At 61.8% G+C, this 19,086-nt stretch carries 22 protein-coding genes; 16 read left to right on the top strand and 6 right to left on the bottom strand.

The window, feature by feature from the left end; all coding sequences use genetic code 11:
- Window positions 1-28: 28 nt before the first annotated feature.
- Complete coding sequence (locus tag E4M07_RS14575) at window positions 29-730, top strand: glutathione S-transferase N-terminal domain-containing protein (protein ID WP_136659064.1); 702 nt, start codon at window positions 29-31, stop codon at window positions 728-730.
- Between the two features lie 2 nt (window positions 731-732).
- Here the strand turns inward: E4M07_RS14575 and E4M07_RS14580 are convergent, their stop codons facing one another.
- Window positions 733-1,494 carry an IclR family transcriptional regulator gene (locus E4M07_RS14580; protein ID WP_136659065.1) on the bottom strand — a complete coding sequence of 254 codons (762 nt, stop codon included), beginning with the start codon at window positions 1,492-1,494 and terminating at the stop codon, window positions 733-735.
- Between the two features lie 167 nt (window positions 1,495-1,661).
- Here E4M07_RS14580 and E4M07_RS14585 point away from each other — a divergent pair, with 167 nt between their 5' ends.
- The 11 genes from E4M07_RS14585 to E4M07_RS14635 all read left to right on the top strand — a co-directional run bounded on the left by E4M07_RS14585 (window position 1,662) and on the right by E4M07_RS14635 (window position 10,860).
- Entirely contained in the window at window positions 1,662-2,501 is an 840-nt protein-coding gene (locus E4M07_RS14585) for a cyclase family protein (protein WP_136659066.1), read from the top strand.
- Entirely contained in the window at window positions 2,501-2,863 is a 363-nt protein-coding gene (locus E4M07_RS14590) for a cupin domain-containing protein (protein ID WP_136659067.1), read from the top strand. The genes E4M07_RS14585 and E4M07_RS14590 overlap by 1 nt, the downstream gene beginning before the upstream one ends.
- The gene (locus E4M07_RS14595) at window positions 2,860-3,657 is read left to right on the top strand and encodes an SDR family oxidoreductase (protein ID WP_136659068.1); all 798 of its coding nucleotides are present in this window, start codon (window positions 2,860-2,862) and stop codon (window positions 3,655-3,657) included. The genes E4M07_RS14590 and E4M07_RS14595 overlap by 4 nt, the downstream gene beginning before the upstream one ends.
- A gap of 3 nt (window positions 3,658-3,660) precedes the next feature.
- Window positions 3,661-4,584: a 3-hydroxyacyl-CoA dehydrogenase family protein gene (locus tag E4M07_RS14600; RefSeq protein WP_136659069.1), complete on the top strand. Its 924-nt coding sequence runs from the start codon at window positions 3,661-3,663 to the stop codon at window positions 4,582-4,584.
- A 44-nt stretch (window positions 4,585-4,628) separates the two neighbouring features.
- The gene (locus E4M07_RS14605; RefSeq protein ID WP_136659070.1) at window positions 4,629-5,912 is read left to right on the top strand and encodes an ABC transporter substrate-binding protein; all 1,284 of its coding nucleotides are present in this window, start codon (window positions 4,629-4,631) and stop codon (window positions 5,910-5,912) included.
- Between the two features lie 114 nt (window positions 5,913-6,026).
- Window positions 6,027-6,755, top strand: coding sequence for an ABC transporter ATP-binding protein (locus E4M07_RS14610; RefSeq protein WP_136659071.1), 729 nt, complete (start codon window positions 6,027-6,029; stop codon window positions 6,753-6,755).
- A complete protein-coding gene (locus tag E4M07_RS14615; RefSeq protein WP_246660457.1) occupies window positions 6,748-7,452 on the top strand; it encodes an ABC transporter ATP-binding protein in 705 nt (234 codons plus the stop codon). Before E4M07_RS14610 ends, E4M07_RS14615 begins: the two co-directional genes overlap by 8 nt.
- 3 nt (window positions 7,453-7,455) lie before the next feature.
- The gene (locus tag E4M07_RS14620; protein ID WP_136659072.1) at window positions 7,456-8,322 is read left to right on the top strand and encodes a branched-chain amino acid ABC transporter permease; all 867 of its coding nucleotides are present in this window, start codon (window positions 7,456-7,458) and stop codon (window positions 8,320-8,322) included.
- The gene (locus E4M07_RS14625) at window positions 8,319-9,392 is read left to right on the top strand and encodes a branched-chain amino acid ABC transporter permease (protein WP_136659073.1); all 1,074 of its coding nucleotides are present in this window, start codon (window positions 8,319-8,321) and stop codon (window positions 9,390-9,392) included. The genes E4M07_RS14620 and E4M07_RS14625 overlap by 4 nt, the downstream gene beginning before the upstream one ends.
- Window positions 9,373-10,311, top strand: coding sequence for a 3-keto-5-aminohexanoate cleavage protein (locus tag E4M07_RS14630; RefSeq protein WP_136659074.1), 939 nt, complete (start codon window positions 9,373-9,375; stop codon window positions 10,309-10,311). Before E4M07_RS14625 ends, E4M07_RS14630 begins: the two co-directional genes overlap by 20 nt.
- 90 nt (window positions 10,312-10,401) lie before the next feature.
- Complete coding sequence (locus E4M07_RS14635) at window positions 10,402-10,860, top strand: GNAT family N-acetyltransferase (RefSeq protein WP_136659075.1); 459 nt, start codon at window positions 10,402-10,404, stop codon at window positions 10,858-10,860.
- A 41-nt stretch (window positions 10,861-10,901) separates the two neighbouring features.
- Here E4M07_RS14635 and E4M07_RS14640 read toward each other — a convergent pair whose 3' ends face one another.
- A complete protein-coding gene (locus E4M07_RS14640; RefSeq protein WP_136659076.1) occupies window positions 10,902-11,345 on the bottom strand; it encodes a helix-turn-helix domain-containing protein in 444 nt (147 codons plus the stop codon).
- Window positions 11,346-11,422: 77 nt separating this feature from the next.
- Here E4M07_RS14640 and E4M07_RS14645 point away from each other — a divergent pair, with 77 nt between their 5' ends.
- The 3 genes from E4M07_RS14645 (at window position 11,423) to E4M07_RS14655 (ending at window position 12,597) form a co-directional block, all read left to right on the top strand.
- On the top strand, window positions 11,423-11,833 hold the full coding sequence (locus E4M07_RS14645; RefSeq protein WP_136659077.1) for a GFA family protein: 411 nt from the start codon (window positions 11,423-11,425) through the stop codon (window positions 11,831-11,833).
- Window positions 11,834-11,917: 84 nt separating this feature from the next.
- Window positions 11,918-12,145 (top strand): hypothetical protein, encoded by a 228-nt coding sequence (locus E4M07_RS14650; RefSeq protein ID WP_136659078.1) that lies wholly within the window; start codon window positions 11,918-11,920, stop codon window positions 12,143-12,145.
- A gap of 23 nt (window positions 12,146-12,168) precedes the next feature.
- Window positions 12,169-12,597 carry a GFA family protein gene (locus E4M07_RS14655; RefSeq protein ID WP_136659079.1) on the top strand — a complete coding sequence of 143 codons (429 nt, stop codon included), beginning with the start codon at window positions 12,169-12,171 and terminating at the stop codon, window positions 12,595-12,597.
- Window positions 12,598-12,622: 25 nt separating this feature from the next.
- Here the strand turns inward: E4M07_RS14655 and E4M07_RS14660 are convergent, their stop codons facing one another.
- The gene (locus E4M07_RS14660) at window positions 12,623-13,876 is read right to left on the bottom strand and encodes a hypothetical protein (RefSeq protein WP_136659080.1); all 1,254 of its coding nucleotides are present in this window, start codon (window positions 13,874-13,876) and stop codon (window positions 12,623-12,625) included.
- A 390-nt stretch (window positions 13,877-14,266) separates the two neighbouring features.
- Between E4M07_RS14660 and E4M07_RS14665 the strand changes: the two genes are divergently transcribed.
- On the top strand, window positions 14,267-14,584 hold the full coding sequence (locus tag E4M07_RS14665) for a hypothetical protein (protein ID WP_246660458.1): 318 nt from the start codon (window positions 14,267-14,269) through the stop codon (window positions 14,582-14,584).
- A gap of 5 nt (window positions 14,585-14,589) precedes the next feature.
- Here E4M07_RS14665 and E4M07_RS14670 read toward each other — a convergent pair whose 3' ends face one another.
- The 3 genes from E4M07_RS14670 to E4M07_RS14680 all read right to left on the bottom strand — a co-directional run bounded on the left by E4M07_RS14670 (window position 14,590) and on the right by E4M07_RS14680 (window position 19,064).
- Complete coding sequence (locus E4M07_RS14670) at window positions 14,590-15,750, bottom strand: DUF3616 domain-containing protein (protein ID WP_136659081.1); 1,161 nt, start codon at window positions 15,748-15,750, stop codon at window positions 14,590-14,592.
- Window positions 15,751-15,834: 84 nt separating this feature from the next.
- The gene (locus E4M07_RS14675; protein WP_136659082.1) at window positions 15,835-16,683 is read right to left on the bottom strand and encodes an alpha/beta hydrolase; all 849 of its coding nucleotides are present in this window, start codon (window positions 16,681-16,683) and stop codon (window positions 15,835-15,837) included.
- Window positions 16,684-16,793: 110 nt separating this feature from the next.
- Complete coding sequence (locus E4M07_RS14680; protein ID WP_136659083.1) at window positions 16,794-19,064, bottom strand: tetratricopeptide repeat protein; 2,271 nt, start codon at window positions 19,062-19,064, stop codon at window positions 16,794-16,796.
- Window positions 19,065-19,086 lie beyond the last annotated feature (22 nt).

Here is a 19,086-nt window from a genome sequence, read left to right on the forward strand (position 1 = left end):
TGCGCATTTGTAAGAGGCGGCACGGCCCATGATCGATTTCTACTATGCACCGACCCCGAATGGCTGGAAGGTCGCCATCATGCTCGAGGAGTGCGGGCTGCCTTACGAGACGCACCTCATGAACCTGGCGGGCGGCTCGCAATTCGAGCCGGAATTCCTGAAGATCAGCCCCAATGCCAAGATGCCGGCGATCGTCGATAATGATACCGGCGGCGAACCGGTTCCCGTCTTCGAGAGCGGCGCGATCCTCTTCTACCTGGGCCGCAAGACCGGCCGCTTCATGCCGTCCGGACCGCTGGCCGAGAAGGAGACCCTCGAGTGGCTGTTCTGGCAGACCGGCAACCAGGGTCCGATGGCGGGCCAGCTCAGCCATTTCCGGAATTATGCGCCGGAGGGGCAGGACTACGGCTTCAAGCGCTATCTCGGTGAATATGACCGCAATCTAGCGGTGCTCGAGAACCGGCTGGAGGGCAGGGACTACATCCTCGGCGACTACTCGATCGCCGACATGATCAGCTTTCCCTGGGTGCTGATTGCAAAGCCGCTCGGTGCGTCACTGGAGAAATTTCCCAACGTCACGGCGTGGCGCGGCCGCATAAAGGAGCGGCCGGCGGTGCAAAAGGCGGTGGACCTCTACAAGGGCAGTCAGAACCGCGGCGATCACAATGCCCAGAACAACAATGTGCTGTTCAACCAGTCGGCGGACAGCCTGCTCCGGTCAAAAAGCTAGGGTCAAAGATTGGCGCGGACCTTGTCCATTGCCGTGACGAGCGCCGCGCGCAGTTTATCCCGCTTGCCATCAAAGCGGTGCGACGGGACCGGAACGGAGATCGCGTAGATCAGGCCGTTGACGTCCTTGAACGCAGTACCGACCGCAGATATCCCGTCCGTGTGCTCGTTGATGTCGTAAGCGACCCCGGTTTCGCGGATCTCCTCGACTTCCCGTATGACGTCTGACAGGACCCGCTTCTTGTTTTCCTGGCCGCCCAGTTCGCGGGCAATCAGGGCTGCGGCGACATCGTCGCTGAGCAGTGCGAGCGCGGCCTTGCCGTTGGCGGTGGTCGACAATGGGAAGGTCTCGCCGACCGCCGACACGGTTCGCAGCCGGTGCGTTCCCACCACCTGGTCGACGAAGACCATGTGGTCCTGGCGATAGACGGCGAGATCGACGGTTTCCCCGGTCTGCTTGGCAAGCTCAGCCAGCACCGGCCGGATGACCTCGGCCATGTTGATGCGGCCGGCCTCGGCAAGCGACTGGATCTCCGGTCCGAGACGGAAGCCGCCCTCCGCCGATGACGCCATGACGAAGCGTTCGGCCTGAAGCGCATAGATGATCCGCTGTACCGTAGAGCGGGGCAGGCCCACCCGCTCGGCGATCTGGCCGAGACTCAGTCCCTTGGGTTGATCCTTGAGTGCGCGGAGAATGTCCGCGGCCCGGGATATGACCTGAACTCCTTGATTGGTCTGCGGTTTTTCCACGGTCTCAACGTTCATGAGCCATATCCGACTGTTCTTCCACGGTCTATCTCCGGTCCGGCGATTCGGTTCTCTCAGCTCTTTTTATCATTTGGCGGGCATTGTTGCACGAATTCGACTTGACCGCAATATGGTGCATATGTATCATATAGCAATACATCAGAATTGCGTTTGGGAGGCAATCCATGACGGTGACAATCCGCGGCATCGATTTTCAGGAAAACCTGAACAACGATATGGGGCTCGAGTTCTATAATCTTTCGCACCGTTACGGTTATCAGTGCCCCAACTGGCCCTATTTCCGCGATGTGCGTATCGAGCGCATGCATTACATGGCCAAATCCGGCGTCCTGTCGCAGACGCTGACCACCACCATGCATGTCACAACCCACATCGACGCGCCGGCCCACGTGGTGCAGGGCACGCCCTTCATCGACGAGGTGCCGCTGCCGCATTTCTTCGGCTCCGGCCTCGTCGTTTCGATCCCCAAGAACAAGTGGGAACAGATTACCGGCGACGACCTGGAAAAGGCCTGCGGCCACGCGATCCGCAAGAACGACGTGCTGATCATCAACACCGGCTGGCACAAGCACTACGAGGATGGCGACTATTTCCCTTACTGCCCGGGACTGGTGCCGTCCGCCGCCGACTGGATGATCGACAAGGGCGTCAAGGTTGTCGGCCACGACACCCAGGCGAACGACCATCCCCTCGCAACGGCGATCGGCCCGCACCGCAACGGCCCGTTGCTGCCGCACCTGGCCGATGAATACAAGGAGTGGTCGGGCGGCATTGCCTGGGACGAGGCGTTTCCCGAGTGGGAGCCGGTCCACAACAAGATCTTCAAGGCGGGCATCCTCGGCATCGAGAATGTCGGCGGCGATCTCGACGCGGTGACCGGCAAGCGCTGCACCTTCGCGTTCTTCCCGTGGAACTGGGACCGCGGCGACGGCTGCATCATCCGGCTGGTGGCCATGATCGACCGCGGCCAGCAATACCGGATCGAACCAGGCGAGTCGTTCTGATGTTGATCAAGCGCTTTAATGAAGCCGAGCCTTATGAAGCGCCCAACCATCAGGCCTGCACGTCGCTGAGGCTCGCCGGTTTCTCCGAGACCGGGCCTGAGAATTACTGGGTCGGCTGCTCGCATTTCCTCCCGGGTGGCGGGGCGGGGCCGGATGCCTCACCCCTCGAGAAAGTCTACGTGGTGCTTTCCGGGCAACTCACGGTCACGGCCGCCGGAAAGACCGAGATTGCTGGTCCCATGGACACGGTTTTCATCCCCGGCGGGGAGGAGCGGGAAATCCGCAATGAGGGTAACGACGTTGTCACCATGATCGTCGTCATGCCCTATCCGCCGGGCGCAGCGCCGGGAGGCAAATCATGAGTTCCTTCGGAAACCCCCATGCGCTTTTCGACGTCAACGGTAAGGTCGCGCTGATCACCGGTGCGACGGGCGCCTTCGGTCAGGTCGCCGCCCGCACGCTGGCGGACGCCGGATGCCATCTGGTACTCGCCGCCGGAAACGCTGAATCCCTCAAGGAGATCGCGGACGCGTGCGAAGAACTGTCGGCAAGCGTTACGGTCGTGAACAGCCGGCCGGACGACGAGGAAAAGTGCCAGGCAATGGTCGACGCGGCGGTCGCCACCCATGGCCGGCTCGACATACTGGTGGTGGCCTCCGGCATGAACAAGGTCGCAAAGATCGACGAAATGCCGCTTGAGGATTTCACCAGCGTCATGGATGCCAACGTGACTCACAGCTGGATGCTGGCGAAAGCCGCGACGAAGCAGATGAAGAAACAGGGCGACGGCGGCAAGATCGTGCTTGTCTCCTCCGCCCGCGGCCTGCTTGGCCATCCGAACGGCTACACCGCCTACTGCGCCTCGAAAGCCGCGGTCGACGGCATTACCAAGGCGCTTGGCTGCGAACTGGGTGAAACGGGCATAACAGTCAACGCCATTGCGCCGACGGTCTTCCGCTCTCCGCTGACCGCCTGGATGTTCGAGGACACCGACCACGCCAAAGCGGTTCGCACGGGATTCCTCAGCCGCGTTCCCAAGGGCCGCCTCGGCGAGCCCGAAGACCTTGCCGGCCCGCTCCTGTTCCTGGCCTCGCGGGCCTCCGATTTCTACACCGGGCATATTCTTTATGCAGACGGCGGCTACACGGCGGGCTAGCGGGTGAGCGGGCTGACCAACATATCGGTGATCGGCGCCGGCCTGATGGGACACGGCATCGCCGTGTCCTTCGCCAGGGCGGGGCACCGGGTCGGCGTCCATGACGCGTTCGCCGAAAGCCTGGAGACACTGCCGGCCCGCGCAGCGGCGAGCCTGGAATTGCTCGGCCACTCGCCCGTCGAACGCGAAGAAGCGCTCAACCGCATCGAAGCCAAGGAGAGCCTGGCCGATTGCGTGGCGGCGGCCGATCTCGTGATCGAGGCCGCGCCGGAGAAGCTGGAGCTCAAGCAGCAGATATTTGAGCAGGTCGAAGAAGCCGCGCCACAGAACTGCATTCTCGCATCCAACACGTCGGTTATTCCGATCACGTCGATCATGGCTGATCTTCGGCACCGCGAGCGGGCGCTCGGAACGCACTGGTGGAACCCGCCGCATCTCATCCCGCTGGTCGAGGTCATCCGCACGGAGTGGACGTTGCCGGACACGATGGAGCAGGTGATGGACCTGTTGGCATCGATCGGCAAGACGCCGGTGCGCGTCGAAAAGGACGTGCCGGGCTTCATCGGCAACCGCCTGCAGCACGCGCTGTGGCGCGAAGCAATCAGCCTTGTCGAGAACGGCATCTGCGACGCCGCAGCCGTCGACACGGTCATCAATTCGAGTTTCGGGCGGCGGCTTTCCGTCCTCGGACCGCTGGCCAATGCGGATCTGGTGGGGACCGATCTGACGCTGGCGATCCATCAGAACGTCCTGTCGGACCTCGAGGACAGCGGCCGCCCGTCACCCTATCTCGAAGAGCTCGTGGCCGGGGGGCGGCTGGGCATGAAATCGGGGGAGGGATTCTACAAGTGGACACCCGAAGAAGCGGATGCGCTGCGAAAACGTGTGTCCGATCATCTCAGGAAGCTCGAGACCATCCTGGATTAATCTGCCGGCCGGGAATTTGCCCCGGCAAAAATGGGAGGAAGACCATGCAGATCAAGTCGAAAGGTTTAACACGCCGCACCGTGATCAAGGGCGGGGCGGCGCTTGTCGCCGCTCCGGCTATATTGCGCCACACCCAGGCCTATGCCCAGAACCCGGTGATCAAGGTTGGCCATGTCAGCCCGCGGACCGGTCCGCTTGCGGGATTCGCCGAGGCCGACGATTTCGTGCTCGAAGGCATCAAGGCGGCCTTTGCCGGCGGCCTGCGCAACAATGGCGACGGCAAGGACTACAGCGTCGAGATCATTTCCAAGGACTCGCAGTCCAACCCGAACCGCGCCGCCGAAGTTGCCGCCGACCTGATCCTCGGCGATGAGGTCAACATCATCGTCGCCGCCTCGACGCCGGACACCACCAACCCGGTTGCCGACCAGGCGGAAGTCAACGAAGTGCCGTGCATTACGACCGACTGCCCGTGGCAGCCCTATTTCTTCGGCCGCAACGGCAACCCGGAAACCGGTTTTGAATATACCTACCATTTCTTCTGGGGGCTTGAGGATGTGATCGCGGTCTTCCTCGATCTCTGGGGCAAGAGCGGCGTCAAGAAGTCGGTCGGCGGGCTGTTCCCGAACGATGCCGACGGCAACGCCTGGGGTCATCCGGAACTCGGCTTTCCAAAGCCGCTGAAGGAAGCAGGTTACACCCTCGTCGACCCGGGCCGCTACCAGCCGCTGACGGAAGATTTCTCGGCACAGATTTCGGCATTCAAGGAGGCCGGCTGCGAGATCGTGACCGGAAACATGATCCCGCCGGACTTTGCAAACTTCTGGTCGCAGGCCGCCCAGCAGGGCTTCAACCCGAAGGTCGTCACGATCGGCAAGGCGCTGCTCTTCCCGTCCGTGATCAATTCGCTCGGACAGCGCGGCGACGGGCTGACATCCGAGGTCTGGTGGTCGCCGAACCACCCGTTCAACTCCAGCCTGACGAGCGAGAGCGCCCGTGCGCTGGCGGAGGGTTACACCAAGGCGACCAACCGTCCGTGGACGCAGCCCATCGGCTTCAAGCACGCGCTATTCGAGGTAACGGCCGACGTGATCCGCCGCTCCGAGGACCTCAGCGACAACCTTGCCATCGTCGAGGCGATCAAAACCACCAATCTGAACACGATTGTCGGACCGGTGGACTGGGCCAAGGGTCCGGTCAAGAACGTCACCAAGACACCGCTTGTCGGTGGACAGTGGCAGGGCGGCGCCGGCAATTTCGAGCTGGTGATCACCTCCAACGCGACGGCGCCCGAAATTCCGACCGGCGGCGAGTTGCTGCTTCTTTAGGAGGGGAGCGCAACGGGCGTTACGCCCCTGTCGGAAACCGGACAGGCAAGCTGTTGCCTGTCCGGGATACCGCCATCAAACTGACGATTGAACCTGTGCGAAAACGCGGGAACCATGACTGCCGTTCTTGAACTGAAAGATCTGAGCAAATCCTACGGGGCCATCGTCGTCGCCGATGCCCTGAGCTATGCGCTCGAGGACGGTGAGGCGCTCGGCGTCATCGGTCCGAACGGCGCCGGAAAGACATCGATGTTCAACCTGATCACCGGCACGGTGCAGGCGCAGTCGGGCGATGTCTATTTCAAGGGCCAGCCCATTACCGGGCTTTCGGCCGCCGCCCGCTGCCGCGCCGGCATAGCCCGGTCGTTTCAGATCCCGCAGCCCTTCGGTGCGATGAGCGTTTTTGAAAACGTCCTTGTCGCCGCAACGCAAGGCGCCGGGGAAAGCGGTCACGGGGCCAACGAACTGTGCCTCGACATACTGGAGCAAACGGGCCTGATGGCACGCGCCAATGCGCCGGCCGGCGGGCTTACCCTGCTCGAGCGCAAGCGGTTGGAACTTGCCCGGGCGCTCGGCGCACGTCCCTCGCTGCTGCTCCTCGACGAGATAGCCGGCGGCCTGACGGAGCAGGAGTGCCGGTCGCTGATTGCAACGATCAATGATGTTCGCGCCTCGGGCGTCTCGATCATCTGGATCGAGCACGTGGTGCACGCGCTGCTGGCGGTCGTCGACCGGCTGATCGTCATCGATTTCGGCAGGAAGATCGCCGAGGGACAGCCCGAGGAGATCATGGCGAGCCGCGAAGTCCAGGAAATCTATCTGGGGATCGAAGCCGGTGCCTGAAACCATTCTCGAAATCGACGCTCTCGACAGCTTCTACGGCGACTTCCAGGCACTTTTCGGTGTTTCCATGCAAGTCGGCAAAGGCGAAGTTGTCTCCGTCATCGGGGCCAATGGTGCCGGCAAGAGCACATTGATGCGTTCCGTCACGGGGCTTCTGACGAACCGGCCCGATATGGTCCGTTTCGGCGATGCGCAGATTGGCGCACTGCGCGCCGACCAGATCGCCCGGCTGGGCATCGCCATGGTGCCGGAGGGCCGCCAGCTCTTCCCGTCCCTTTCGGTCGAGGAGAACCTCATCATCGGCAGCCAGGTCGGCCGTCCGGGCGACTGGTCGCTGAGCGCGGTCTATGCGCTCTTTCCGGTTCTGGCCGAGCGGCGCAATCAGGCCTCGACATCACTGTCCGGCGGCCAGCAGCAGATGGTGGCGATCGGCCGGGCCCTGATGTCCAATCCGGACCTGCTGCTGTTCGACGAGATCAGCCTCGGGCTGGCGCCGATCATCATCAAGAACATTTACGAGGCGCTGCCCGACGTGATCGGCACGGGCATGAGCGCCATCGTCGTCGAGCAGGACATCACCCGGGCGGTCGAGATTTCCGACCGGGTCTACTGCCTGCAGGAGGGGCGCGTGTCGCTTGAAGGCAAATCAGGCGAGGTCTCGCGCGATGCCATAAGCAAGGCCTATTTCGGAGTCTGATGCATGGATTGGGTCAACGCGATCATACAGGGCATACTGCTCGGAGGTCTCTACGCACTCTTCGCGGCCGGCCTTTCGCTCATCTTCGGCGTCATGCGGCTGGTCAACATCGCCCATGGTGACCTGATCGTGCTGGCGGCGTTCCTCGGCCTGACGGTGACGACTGCGCTCGGTATCAACCCGCTGCTCTCGATCGTCATCGTGGCACCGGTCATGGGCCTCATCGGTTACGCGCTGCAGCGGCTGGTGCTCAACCGCACGCTGGGCGACGATATCCTGCCGCCACTGCTGGTCACATTCGGACTGTCGGTCATCATCCAGAACGGCCTCCTGGAGATCTACAGCGCCGATCCGCAGAAAATGAGTGCCGGCGCCATCGAGACCGCGAGCGTCGGACTGCCGGGCGGTCTCAACCTCGGGATCCTGCCGCTGATCATGTTCGTCACCGCCGTCGTCATCATCGGCGCGTTGCAATGGGTCTTCTACCGCTCCGCATGGGGCAGGGCGTTCCGCGCGACCTCCGATAACCAGGACATCGCCCAGCTTATGGGGCTGAACAAGAGTCACGTCTTCGGCCTGGCCATGGCCCTGTCGCTGGTCGTCGTCGCCGTCGCCGGCATTTTCCTCGGCGTGCGCACGAGCTTTGATCCGGCCGCCGGTCCGGGCCGGCTGATTTTCGGGTTCGAAGCGGTCATCATCGGCGGCCTCGGCAACCTGTGGGGCACACTCGCCGGGGGCATCATCCTGGGCGTTTCGCAGAATATCGGCGCGCAGATCAATCCCGGCTGGCAACTGCTCGCCGGCCACATCGCCTTCCTGGTCATCCTGGCCGTTCGCCCGCGCGGGCTCTTTCCGAGGATCGACGGATGAACACAACCGGTCAATACACTGTCGTCCGCTTCACGCCAGCAAGCCGTATCGCCGCCGCGGTCGCGATCGTCATCCTCATCGCCCTTGCACTCGCGCCCTGGTGGGCGGGCCGTGCGGATATGCGGCTGCTCAGCGAGCTCTTTCTCTACATGGCGCTGGCCAGCCTGTGGAACCTTCTTGCCGGATATGCCGGCCTCGTCTCCGTCGGACAGCAGGCATTTGTCGGGTTCGGAGGCTACTGCCTGTTCGCTTTCACCATGTTTCTCGGACTGTCGCCGATGGCGGCCATACCGGTCGCGGGCCTTGCCGGGGCGCTGATCGCGGTTCCGGTCGCCGTCCTCATCTTCCGCCTGCGCGGTGCGTATTTCGCGATCGGCACCTGGGTCATCGCGGAGGTTTTCCGGCTGGGTGCCGCTCAGGTCTCGGCGCTCGGCGGCGGCTCCGGCACCAGCCTGCCGGTGTCGATCGTCAGGTCCATTGCCGACAGTCGCGCCATGCGCGAGGCGACGACCTACTGGATGGCGCTGGGCATGGTCGTAGTGGTGCTCGCGCTGGTGTGCGTCCTGTTGCGCTCGCGCCGCGGTGTCGCCCTGACTGCGATCCGCGACAACGAGCTGGCCTCGCAGAGCCTTGGCATCGACATCTGGCGCGCCAAGTTCTTCGTCTATGTCGTCACCGCCGCGCTGACCGCGTCGGTCGGCGCGCTGATTTTCCTGCAGAAGCTGCGCATATCCCCGGACGCCGCGTTCAGCGTCAACGACTGGACGGCCTTCGTCATATTCATCGTCGTGATCGGCGGTATCGGCACCATCGAGGGACCGATCATCGGGACGATCATTTTCTTCCTGCTGCGCGAGACACTGGCGGATCTAGGCGCCGTCTACCTGATGATCCTCGGACTGGTCGCCATCGTTATCATGCTGCGTGCGCCGAAGGGCATCTGGGGCTTCGTGCGTGAACGGACCGGCCTCGACCTGTTTGCGCTCACGCGCCGGGTCGTGGAGCGGCGACCGGCAGCCGGGCAAAATACCGAAAACAAGGAGAATGCGCATGAGCCGCAGGCCACGTAAGACCATCATCACCTGCGCGATCACCGGCGCCATCCACACGCCGACCATGGCCGATGCGCTTCCCTATCGCCCGGAAGATATCGCCGAGCAGGCCGTCGCGGCGGCCGAGGCAGGCGCTTCCGTGCTGCATCTGCACGCGCGCAATCCGGAAAACGGAGCGGTCTCGATCGATCCTGAGCACTTCAAGCGTTTCCTGCCTGTGATCAAGCAGGCGACGGACGCCGTCATCAACGTGTCGACCGGGGGCAGCCTCCTGAACACCATGGAGGAGCGCATCGCGCCGGCCAAATGGGCTTCGCCCGAAATGTGCTCGCTCAACATGGGTTCGATGAATTTTTCAATGCACCCGCTGGCCGACCGCTACACGGAATGGAAATTCGACTGGGAAGAGGATTACCTGCGCAATTCCGACGGTTACATCTTCCGCAACACCTTTGCCGATATAGCCTATGTGGCCGAGCAGCTCGGCGAGGGACACGGGGTCAAGTTCGAGCACGAGTGCTATGACGTCGGCCATCTGTACAATCTGAAATTCTGCATGGACAGCGGCTTGTTCAAGCCGCCGGTCTTCATCCAGTTCATTTTCGGTATCCTCGGCGGGATCGGCCCCGATATCGACAATCTGATCTTCATGAAGCGCACGGCGGACCGGCTCTTCGGCGACAACTACCAATGGTCGGTGCTCGGAGCAGGCGGTGCGCAGATGCCCTTTGCGACGACTGCCACCCAACTCGGCGGCAATGTCCGCGTCGGCCTTGAGGACAGCCTGATGATCGGGCGCGGCAAGCTCGCCAAGTCCAACGCCGAACAGGTTACGAAGATCCGGCGGATCGTCGAGGAACTGGGCTGCGAGGTGGCCACGCCCGAAGAGGCGCGTGAAATGCTGGACCTGAAGGGCGGCGACCGGACCGCATTCTGACACTGACTGCGGGGTGCCCAACGCCTGTGTTGCCGTTGGCGCCGAATCTGCTACGCAGGAAACAGTGGCAGTTGGACGGCGAAAGACAGCATGGACATTCGGATTGACGACCTGCGGGGGCCGGAAATCGCGGCGTTGTTGCGGACGCATCTGGACACGATGGCCGGTCTGTCTCCACCGGAAAGCACCCATGCGCTGGACCTGGAGTCGCTTCGCGCGCCCGATGTCACGTTCTGGACCGTGTGGGAGGCCGATGCGCTTCTCGGCTGCGGCGCCCTGAAGGAACTGGATCGCGAACACGGCGAAATCAAGTCCATGCACACATCCGAGGCATCACGGGGCAGGGGCGTCGCGTCGGCGCTTGTGGAGACAATCCTGTCGGAGGCAAGGCAGCGCGGCTACAGGCGCCTGAGCCTCGAAACCGGCTCCATGGACGCCTTCGCACCGGCTAGAAACCTCTACACCCGGTTCGGATTTTCCTTCTGTCCGCCTTTCGCGGACTATGTTTCCGACCCGAACAGCGTCTTCATGACGATCGAGATCGGGTAGCGTTGCGGTTTTAATTCAATGACTTGCTGCGGTAAGCGGACTCACCTTGTCAGGCGCGGCCTGGATTTGCGATAGGCCTCCAGCGCCGCTGAAATGGTACCGGAGCGGTCGGCCCGGAATTTCTTCGTCGTTCCCGGCGGCGCATCGGTGTCCGCATCGAACTCAGCGCCCCAGGCACCGAGTTCGAGAATGGCGCCCATCAGGGATTCGCCCTTTTCCGTCGCGACATAGATGAACTGCCGGCCGTCATCGGGGTCCCGGATTTTTTCGATGATCCGGTGTTCCGCCAGGCGCGCCAGCCGTTCGCTCAGGACATTGGTGGCGATCCTCTCCTCTGCCGCCAGAAGATCCCGGAAGCGGAATTTCCCGTTAAGCAGGATGTCGCGCATGACGATCAGGCTCCAGCGGTCGCCGACGGCCTCCAGCGCATAGTTGACCGGGCAATGGGATCGCAAGGGCACCGGACTTTCGTGCGTTTCAGGCATGCTTGGTCCATTTTTAACTTGCATTATGCAAGTGAATACAGTTTACTTGTAAATAGCAAGTAAAGGGATGATACGCAATGCAGCAGCAAAATGGGGATCGAATTTGTGGTGGCTGCGCCTGCGGCGCCGTGCGATACGAGACAACGGCGGATTGGGAATTCTCCTTCAAATGCCATTGCCGCAAGTGCCAGCGTGCGACCGGCACCGGTCATGCGCCGGCCTTCGCCGTTCCGGAGTCAAAGACCGAACTTCGCGGTCCGATCAGATACTACGCGCACCTGGCCGACAGCGGTGCGGCGACCAAGACGGGATTCTGTCCTGAGTGCGGGTCGCCAATCGTATCGAGCACGGAACGCTTTCCGGAACGCTTATACCTGCTCGCCGGCTCGCTCGACGATCCGTCGGCCTTCGAGCCGCAATTCACGGTTTTCGAAAGCGAAGCCCAGCCATGGGAAAGCGTGGAGCCGTCGTCCGCGAATAAGACATAGCGACTTGTTGCAAAATCCGGTCCGCTGCACGACACTGGCTGCCGGTCTCAATGGAGGCCTGATCGGTCGGCAAGGGACTGTGCAATGCTCAATCAGGGCTGGCAGAACGCGTTCACGGCATCCTTGCTGGCTTTCGTGATTCTTGTCGTTATTCCAAAAGCTTGCGGCAACCGGGACGTCGCCGACGAGGAGGTTGTCGAGGCAACGGAATGCTACATTCTGTGGGATGGCCGGGAATATGTGGTCGACTGCTCGACCGACGAAGCCGCGCTCGAAGAGAGGGATGACGAGTTTGAAAGCGCGGAGCCGTGAGCAACCGGCCGGAAAGGGGCACAATGGGTGAAATCCACGAAGGCGGGTGCGTTTGCGGGCGGGTGCGCTACCGCACGAGCGGAGAACCGAAGCGCGTCAGCCTGTGCTCTTGCGAATGGTGCACCAAACGAACCGGAAGCGCTCTTGGTGTATCGGTCTACTTTGCTGAAGACGACGTTGAGTTCCTGAGTGGAAACCTGAAGTCCCACCGGTTAAATTCGGACGCCGGCCGCTGGATTGACAGCCAGTTCTGCGAAGATTGCGGGACGGTCCTCACCTGGACCCTGGAGTTTCTTCCCGGGCATCGCGGCATCGCCGGAGGCACATTCGATCCCCCAACGTTCTGGTTCGAGCCGGAGCGCTATGTCTTCACGCGCTCAAAGCCCGCTTGGCTCAACGTGCCCGACGGCATCACCTGTTTTGCCGGCATGCCGGGTTCGGCTAGCGAATAATCCTGCGCAATGTTGTTCCCGGCGGTCAGCCGCCGACCGGACCCAGCAGCATCAGGGTGCGCGCGCCGAACTGCTCGCGCCAGCTCGCGATGATGGGTCGCAGCAGGTCGACATCCCAGCTTTTGCCGGCCCATAGATCGGCGTTTCGCTCGATATCGCTTGACCAGCGCTGCATGACCACCTGCGCGGCCTCGGGTGTCGTCACACCCGAAAGGTCGACAAGCAGCACCAGCGCACCGGCGGTCCCCTTGGCGCTTGGCGGCGACCAGGCAAGGAGATAGGGGCCCCTGTTATCCAGGATCCAGCCGGTCCGTTCGGTGTCGACAATGGCCCGCCGCCCTTCGGAAAGCCCGTATCGCTCAACCGCGTCCCCGCAAATGCGCTGCCGCGGCGCGGCGTTGAGTTCATCGGCATGCGCGGTCGAGGAAACCGGCCAGACGGTTACCATTCCGGCGTTTTCGCCTTCAGGCCGAGCTGGAAGCGGAGCAACGAAGGCTTCGCAGATCATGTTCAGACGCTGGCGTTCGGAAGGCGGCGTGTCGGCCCGGATCGCAACGATGCCGTAGCCCCTGTAGTCCGCCGGGGTGGACTGTTCGGGGCCGGTAAACAGGCGGGCAGGGTCTCTGGGAGCATCGTCCGCCGATGCGGCCTCGACGACCACAGTCATCGTTTCCACTTCCTTTTTAACCGGCTCGCTCCGGACGATCGTCTCGACGGCAGCGCCAGTCGTCTTGTCGACTTCGATAGTATCGACGGTCCTTTCGGTGCGTTCGATGACTTCAACCTGCTCGACCACGCGGCCGGCATCCTCGTCGACTTGCACCTGGTCCACTACGCGCTCGGTCGTTTCCACCGTCTCCTTGCGCTCGATGATCCGTTCCGGTGTTTCGACAATGTCTGTCGTCTCGATCTTCCTGACCGGTTTTTCCGTGACCGTGACCGCCTTGACCACGGTGCTCGTTTCGGCCCTCGGGGCCGTCACCGGTACGGGCGCTTCTGCAGCTTCCGCGACCTGCGGCGCCTCCATCGGTTCCTCCCCGTCGACAGGCGACTGTGGCGCTTCTGCAACTTGCTCCAGCGAATTTTCCGTATTCTCGCCGAGTGCCGCCTGCGAGGGCGATTCCGCCGGTTGCGGATCCGCCTGAGTCGCCAATGTGCGCGAAGTCGGGATCGGAGCGTCGGCCAGTTTCACCTGCTGGCCATTGCTGCATCCTGAAAGGAGCAGGCCGGCGACGGCAAGGGCGCACAAGCTCAACGACGTATGAGGAACGTTAAACATGGGTCTGTTTTTGTGAATAAAATTTTCTCTGAAATTCGATGGTGCCGGACGTGTGGTAACCCCAAAAACGCCGGGGCCCGGTTTGGAACAATCCTGCGTATTTTTCATGCTGTCAGTCTCTTGTTTCAACGAGTTACGGCAGCGGGCAATATTGTGACAAAGTGTACTGCAGATATACGAAGCGCGGAAGGCCAATTTGCCGATGCGGCGTGTCTACCCACCGCAGAAAGCGCAAAGCACGCGTCCCTTGGCAGCGGGCAACGGCGGTCTGGAAACTGGACAGGCTTCGCTCCGTCCGGGGACATTTCAACGGCGTTAGAGGATCGGTCGATGAAAACAAATTTTCGAAATTCCCGGCATCTCACGATTGTCCTGAGCGGGCTCGTATGTTTGAGCACGCTCTCAGCGGCGGGCGCTGCCAGCTTCGATTGTTCCGAAGCGTCTGGTGCCGACGAGAAGGCTGTTTGCGCCAGCCCGGAGCTGTCATCGCTCGATTCCGAGATGGCGGGTCTGTGGTACGGATACAAGGCGATGCCGCTGCTGATGGGTGCAAGCGGCAACCGGCAGGACGAGGCGCAGGCGTTCCTCAAATCGCGCGCCGCTTGCGGTTCCGACACAGGCTGTCTCACCAGCCTTTACAAAAAGCGGATTGCGACGCTGCAGAACAACATCGACTGGGCGGTCAAGAACTACTGCAACAATCAGTAGGCGCGTCAATCCGAAGTGTCTAGGTCCCGCAGGAGCGCCAGGGCGAGAACGTCGTTCTGGCCGTCGATGGTCAGCAGGAGATCAACCTTGCTGCCGCCCGATGTGGCCGGCAGAACGGCCATGCCTTCAAGTTTTTCGGCGGCATAGGGCGGATTGAGCGTGGCCAGAAGGCGAGGGTCCCCGGAAGCACGCGGGTCCCAGATCCAGATTCGCGGAATCCGGGGTTTGCTTCCCGTTACATTGGCGAGGTCCGCGCCGTTCGGAACATCGTCGCAGCGCTCAAGTATCTCCTGCAGCCTTTCCTTGCGCGGCGGGTCGACGCCGGCGTCGCCCGTGGCGATCAGCAGCCTGTCGCCGAACGGCTCCAGCGCCCGGATTCCTGTGCCGACCATCGGTTTCCCCTCCTCGTCGCGGAACACCAGACGATGCAGGATTGTTCCTTCCACGTCGGATTTCTTGTCCGCATGCAGTATGGATGAGGGCGACTGGACGATGAATGCCTCGCCGGTGCCGGTGTCGGTCGGGCTGCGCAGCCCGAAAAAGATGTCGCCGTCCGACAGCGCCATGCCTTCGATGTTGAGCCCGCCACATTGCAGCGGTTTTTCCACATAAGGACCGAGCGCCTCATGGCCGGAAAAGAGCCGCTTCAACAGGCTCCTTTTCGATTGCACCGAGAGGCTGCCTTTCTTCGGATTCCCCTTTTTGGTGATTGCGAACTGTGCCAGAAACCAGCGGTCCTTTTCCTTCTTGCCGCTCCTGCTGGCATTGCCCATCGAGCCGGCGACCAGGACATTGCGGCCATCGCGGGCGATGGCTTCCAGGTCGACCTCTTCGCAGTTCTTCCTGTTCGAAATGTCCGTGCAATCGTCGCCGAAGATCAGGCCATAGGTGCGCCCTGCCTCAAAGGTCGGCGCGTCCTTGTCGAGGTCGAGCTCGATCCGCTGAACGGCGATCATTTCGTCGGCGACCAGAATGCATGTGCCGTCCTCGAAACAGGTGGCGCCGCTGACATTTTCGAAGGCCCTGGCTTTCTCGTCATGGTCCGCGAACAGCTCATTGCCGGACGGTTTGATCGGCACCGGGTCGGCGGCAAGGCACTGGGCTGTAGTCAGGAGCGCGAACGGGATAGCGATTTGCAGGATGGATCCAGCAGATGGGTAGTACATGGAAGGCGGCCCTCCGGCGGACGTTCAAGCGGAAGCGAAATTCTCACTATGGCAAACAACTGTGGACCGCTGAAGGCCGGCCGGCTAGCGAGAGAGAAAGTCCAGCACAAGGGTGTTGAAGGTTTCGGGATTTTCGACAAACATGAAATGGCTTCCGCCATCCGACCGGGACACGGTCTCAAGGATCGCGCCGGGAATCTGTTCCGCAATCCACTGTTGCGACTCGATCGGATGGACGCTCGCTTCCCCGGCGACAACAAGAACCGAATTGCGGATTGTCGGGATGAGGAACCGCCAATCCTGCAGGCAGTTGTCCTCCAGCAATTCGGCGGCATGGTGACGCGGCAACTTGAGATTTTCGGCGGCCAGTTCCAGAAGCTGTTTTTCGCTAAACGCATCGGTAAACATGGGTCGCAACAGGGCTGCGTGTTTTTCCGCTGTGTCCGCTTCGCGCACAGCCGCCTTGAAATCCGAAAGCGCCTGCATTGAGCCGATGATGGCGCCGGCCCGAAGGCGGGTCTGTTCGCTCCAATCCGGCCGCGCCAGCAACGCGGAGGGCTCATCGACAAAAACAAGCTTTTGTGGCTGCCGCCGGCGGGCGAACAGCATCAGATAGGCCCAGAACACGGACGCGCCCAAAGAATGTGCGACAACGTCGAACCGGTCGATCCCCATCGCGTCCAGAAAGTCGTCCAGGTCCTTCGCGAAGCGTGCGATGCGATAGCCGTCCGCGGTCTTTTGGGACTCACCATGTCCCCGCCAATCAAGCGCAAAAACCGTGTGCCTTGCGCAAAACGCCTCGAATTGGCCGGCAAACAGATCAGCTGATTGAGACCAGCCGTGCAATAGGATCAGGGGCGGCCCAGAGCCGCCCGTAAGATAGCTCAAGGAGACACCATCATCGGTAACAACGGACTGTCTGCTTACAACCATGGGCGCATGCAATCAGGATTCGGCTATCGATGCAAACCAACCCGAAGCCCAGGGGCATCCGGACGGCGACGGGGTGCCGACGTGAAACACAGGTCGCCACCAACGGACCTTCACCGCCGCCGGTTGAACGAAGCGGCCTTGATCAAATCCTCTTCGGCCATGTGCCGCATATGCAGCTTGTTGTAGGCATTGGCGCGATTGGCGTAGAACTCGGCGATGTTCGGGGTGATTGCTATGGCACGCGAGTAACCCTCGATCGCATGCCGGTACTGACCGAGCCTGTAATAGGTGTTGGCCCGCTCGAACAGCGCCTCGGCAAAGTCGCGTTCCAGTTCGATTGCCCTTGTGAAGTCCTCGACGGCTTCCATAAGCAGGCCATTGCTGCGTCTGGCTATTGCCCGCCCGAAATAGGCCTCCGCCCAGTCGGGCCGGCTGCCGATCACCCGGTCGAACTGGTCCGCAGCCTCGTCATACCGCTTCATTTCCAGATAGAGCTGGCCGAGGCGAAGGTGCGGTTCCGGGTCCAGCATATCCATCCGCATAAGCCGGCGGAACTGGCTTGCAGCCTGCTCCAGCTCGCCGCGCGATTGCAGGATGTGACCCATGTTCATGTAGGCGTCCCGGTAGCCGGGGTCGTGTCTGACGGCTTCCTGATAGCTGGAAAGCGCAAGGTCGTCTTTCCCGGCGTGTCCATAGGCAACGCCGCGATTGTAGAACGCGGTGGCGTTGTTCTCCTCGAGGGAAATGGCCATGTCAAAGTCGTTGACGGCCTGCAGGTATCGGCCGGTGTTCAAGTGGACGTTGCCGCGTCCGACATAGGCCGCCGCGTTGTCGGGATCGATCCGCAGCGCCTCGCGATAGGCGGCTGACGCATCGTCCCAGCGACCGATCTGTTCCAGGCACATCCCGAGGCTGAGATGGCTGTCCGAATCCTCCGGCATGCGCGCGATCGCCTCGTGAAAATCGGCGATCGCGGCCTCGAAGCGTTCGGCCTGCCGGTACATCGTGCCACGATTGTAATAGGCGTAGCCATCGTTGGGATCGAGCCGTATGGCGAGGCTGAAGTCCCGTGCCGCCCGCCCGAATTGCTGCATCGCTTCAAGCAGCAGGCCTCGGTAGAAATAGACATCAGGGTCCGACGGGCTGAAGGCGACGGCCTGGTTGAAATCTTCCAGCGCTTCGTCGTACCGGCCGAGTTCGTGGAGGTTGTAGCCCCGTTTGACGTAGCCGCTCGCTTCTCTCGGCGCCAGTTCGATCGCGACTGTGAAGTCGTCATGCGCAAGCGTACCGTGACCCAGTGACTGGTAGGCGAGGCCGCGGTTCTCACGGGCAATATTGTCCTGCGGTTCAAGGCGAATGGACTCGTTGTAGAAGATCAGCGCCTTGTATGTCTCGCCCAGGGCATGAAGCGTGTTGCCGAGATTGTTGAGCGCCGACGAGAAGGCCGGATTGAGGTTCAACGCGGCCCTGTAGTCGTCGGCCGCCTTCTGAAAATCCGTCAGCTCCTGATGATAAAGGCCGCGCCTGAAGAAATAATCGGCATCCCAGGGATCCAGGCGGATTGCTTCGCTCATGTCGGCGATCGCGTTTTCGACCTGACCCGCGGCATGATGGGCGTCGGCCCTGAAATAGAAATTCAGTGCGTCGCTGCTTTCGATCGCGATTGCCTTGTCGAAGTCCGCAAATGCATTGTCGAGTTCGCCAAGTCTCCGGTAGGCGTTGCCGCGATTGACATAAGCGGGATAGTAGCGGGGTTCGAGCAGCACGGACCGTCTGAAATCCGCTACGGCCTTTTCGTCCTGTCCAAGCCTGCCGAAGGCCAGACCCCGCATGTTGAACGCCTGGAAGTCCCTCGGGTTGAGCCGGATCGCCTCTCCCAGATCGTTGAGGGCCAGTTCGTACCGTTCCCAGTCATAGTAGACCTCTCCGCGCCGGCGGAACGTCTCGAAATCATGCGGCAGCAATTCCGCGGCCCGATTGAGATCGGCTATCGCGCGGCCGTACGCCGCCTTGTTTCCATAGGCCGTTCCACGGTTGAAATAGGCGAACCCGAACAGCCGGTCGAGCTCGATCGCCCGCGTATACTCACGAATGGCGGCGTCGAAATCCTCCTGCTGGAGATAGTAGTTGCCCCTCTCATTGAAGTCATAGGCGCTTTCGGGATCCAGCGGAAAACTCTCGTCCGGATCCGCATCGAGGGCTTCCTCGAACTTGACAGTCCGCAGCAGCCGGTTCGGTGCCGGGTGCGTGCAATCCTGACAGTCCCGTATGCTGGCGCCGAATGTTGCCTGGCCCCCGAGAAGGGGCAATCCTGCCGCTGCGTTCATCGTCAGGAGCAGACCTGCGCAGACCAGCGAGGTTCTCTTCCACCACTTTCTCATGACGGCCTATCCCTTCATTCCG

Origin of the sequence: Nitratireductor sp. XY-223 (genome assembly GCF_004959855.1) — a bacterium.
Classification (GTDB): Bacteria; Pseudomonadota; Alphaproteobacteria; order Rhizobiales; family Rhizobiaceae; genus Hoeflea_A.

Coding starts and splice junctions, on each gene's coding strand:
- E4M07_RS14575 (WP_136659064.1), top strand. CDS start 29: ATGATCGATTTCTACTATGCACCGACCCCGAATGGCTGGAAGGTCGCC.
- E4M07_RS14580 (WP_136659065.1), bottom strand. CDS start 1,494: ATGAACGTTGAGACCGTGGAAAAACCGCAGACCAATCAAGGAGTTCAG.
- E4M07_RS14585 (WP_136659066.1), top strand. CDS start 1,662: ATGACGGTGACAATCCGCGGCATCGATTTTCAGGAAAACCTGAACAAC.
- E4M07_RS14590 (WP_136659067.1), top strand. CDS start 2,501: ATGTTGATCAAGCGCTTTAATGAAGCCGAGCCTTATGAAGCGCCCAAC.
- E4M07_RS14595 (WP_136659068.1), top strand. CDS start 2,860: ATGAGTTCCTTCGGAAACCCCCATGCGCTTTTCGACGTCAACGGTAAG.
- E4M07_RS14605 (WP_136659070.1), top strand. CDS start 4,629: ATGCAGATCAAGTCGAAAGGTTTAACACGCCGCACCGTGATCAAGGGC.
- E4M07_RS14610 (WP_136659071.1), top strand. CDS start 6,027: ATGACTGCCGTTCTTGAACTGAAAGATCTGAGCAAATCCTACGGGGCC.
- E4M07_RS14620 (WP_136659072.1), top strand. CDS start 7,456: ATGGATTGGGTCAACGCGATCATACAGGGCATACTGCTCGGAGGTCTC.
- E4M07_RS14625 (WP_136659073.1), top strand. CDS start 8,319: ATGAACACAACCGGTCAATACACTGTCGTCCGCTTCACGCCAGCAAGC.
- E4M07_RS14630 (WP_136659074.1), top strand. CDS start 9,373: ATGAGCCGCAGGCCACGTAAGACCATCATCACCTGCGCGATCACCGGC.
- E4M07_RS14635 (WP_136659075.1), top strand. CDS start 10,402: ATGGACATTCGGATTGACGACCTGCGGGGGCCGGAAATCGCGGCGTTG.
- E4M07_RS14640 (WP_136659076.1), bottom strand. CDS start 11,345: ATGCCTGAAACGCACGAAAGTCCGGTGCCCTTGCGATCCCATTGCCCG.
- E4M07_RS14645 (WP_136659077.1), top strand. CDS start 11,423: ATGCAGCAGCAAAATGGGGATCGAATTTGTGGTGGCTGCGCCTGCGGC.
- E4M07_RS14650 (WP_136659078.1), top strand. CDS start 11,918: ATGCTCAATCAGGGCTGGCAGAACGCGTTCACGGCATCCTTGCTGGCT.
- E4M07_RS14655 (WP_136659079.1), top strand. CDS start 12,169: ATGGGTGAAATCCACGAAGGCGGGTGCGTTTGCGGGCGGGTGCGCTAC.
- E4M07_RS14660 (WP_136659080.1), bottom strand. CDS start 13,876: ATGTTTAACGTTCCTCATACGTCGTTGAGCTTGTGCGCCCTTGCCGTC.
- E4M07_RS14670 (WP_136659081.1), bottom strand. CDS start 15,750: ATGTACTACCCATCTGCTGGATCCATCCTGCAAATCGCTATCCCGTTC.
- E4M07_RS14675 (WP_136659082.1), bottom strand. CDS start 16,683: ATGGTTGTAAGCAGACAGTCCGTTGTTACCGATGATGGTGTCTCCTTG.
- E4M07_RS14680 (WP_136659083.1), bottom strand. CDS start 19,064: ATGAGAAAGTGGTGGAAGAGAACCTCGCTGGTCTGCGCAGGTCTGCTC.